Annotated in this window: 2 protein-coding genes; both read right to left on the bottom strand. The window is 52.9% G+C overall.

What is annotated here, in order from left to right:
* Nucleotides 1-75 precede the first annotated feature (75 nt).
* Nucleotides 76-282, bottom strand: a complete 207-nt coding sequence (locus tag ACFR9S_RS09600) for a DUF7123 family protein (RefSeq protein ID WP_379818505.1) — start codon at nt 280-282, stop codon at nt 76-78.
* 407 nt (nt 283-689) lie between these two features.
* The gene (locus tag ACFR9S_RS09595) at nt 690-1487 is read right to left on the bottom strand and encodes a hypothetical protein (protein WP_143077011.1); all 798 of its coding nucleotides are present in this window, start codon (nt 1485-1487) and stop codon (nt 690-692) included.
* Nucleotides 1488-1672: the final 185 nt, after the last annotated feature.

The following is a 1672-nucleotide window of genomic DNA, read 5'->3' as shown; positions in this document are numbered from 1 at the left end:
CTGACAAGCCTCGGGGCTTGACCCCGAGGCGGTTGACCTTGAGTGACATTATTCCCGTACCGCACGGAGGGATATTCACTCTTGATTAACTCGTTTGATGTACCATGTTGTTCCGTCGGAGGACCCACCCCATTTCTTCACTTGAAGATCGGACTCCAGATCTTCGATTGAACCCATTACTGCGCCAACCTTTTTTGCTGAAATACCGAGTTTTCCCGCAACATGCCGACTCTTAGCAAATGTTTCCCCAGCACAGAGTTGGCCCTCTATGTACTCAAGCACTCGTTTTTCAGTCGGTGTAGAATCAGTTGAGCTCATTTGCCAGAGTGAATGCGACTCGAAGCAATCAGGATTACGGAAGAACACATGAATATATCCGTTTGGAAACCAGTGGGGACGCTCCGCGAGCCCTGAGTTCGACTTACCGCGCACAACACGTTCTCGAATTGCTCGGCGGTTCGGTGGAGTGCGTCGCGTTGCTCGTCGGAAACAGCGAGTTTTACGACGGCGGTTCGACGCACGTCCATAACTTCAGAGAGAACCCAACGGTCCTTATATACCCGGGAGTCGGTCGCAGTGTGGCGGTTGTGTCGTACCATGTCGGTTTCCTCCCCGACCTACTTGCTCACTCCGTTCGCTCCTTGAGGTTGGGGGCTCCACCTCGAAATGCTGAGACAGCCCACAAACCATCACGTATCTTGGGGGTTCCTCGGGTACTCGAAATACAGGCCGGAGACAGTCTCCTGTGGGAGATAGATCCGTCGTTCAGTAACAGTTACCGTACCGTCAATCACGGACCTGAATAAGTCTGCAAGGTCACGTCGATAGCTCGTCGTCCGTTGTTCCATTATTGCGAGCCCATCACCGTGGAGACTCCCTCGGTTGATGATGTATATGCGGACAAAGTCGCGTCGTTGACTATCAGTTGCGTCTGTGAGATACTCCGGAAGATCGACAGATGCAGTTTCGTTTTTCGGCCCGGTCGGGCACCCAAGGGCGACAAGCGCACGACCAAGGAGGGCATGCTGAGATTCGAGCCGGATTTCAGAGACCCGCTCTTCCCGTTGAATCTGTCTCGGGGATAATCCAAGAGTCTCAATAGCGGAGATCACATCGTCTTCAATTTCCGGTTCAGGGATAAATGACGGGGCAAAATCCCGTTCAGCAATTGTACCGCCACTCAGGACAGCTGCAACTAAGTTGATGAATGCACCTCCGAGGGGCGACTGGATGGACGCATCAAACCAATCCAGTTCCGACGCGGCATCGCACGTCTTCACTAGGTCGGGTTTACTTCCCTTCATCCAATTATATATCCGTCCGTAGGGTAAGTCCAGTTCTTCTGCTGCTTTGGTTGGGCCTGTATCGGGGTGTTCTTCAAGCCACGCCATCGCGTCTCGATATTCGTTCAGTAATTCTGCCCCAGTGGCGTGCTTCTGTGGGTCATATGTATTAGCGAGTTCAGGTGGGGTTAGTAGTGGGACCATTTATCGATAGTAGTTCGAGGGAGTATACTCATGAATCTTATTCGTCACCCGCCCTAAAGGGCGAGGCTTGTCGGTGGACTCCCGTTCTGGCCAACCCTATCGTGGGAGTCCGCCTCCACAGTCGGCAAAACAGAGAACAGCCGTCGCTATCCGGTGTAGCGTTCGAAAGAAGTGAAACCGGAAGA

Source organism: Halolamina salina (assembly GCF_042678005.1).
GTDB lineage: Archaea > Halobacteriota > Halobacteria > Halobacteriales > Haloferacaceae > Halolamina > Halolamina salina.
This window is presented reverse-complemented; position numbering and strand designations above follow the sequence as displayed.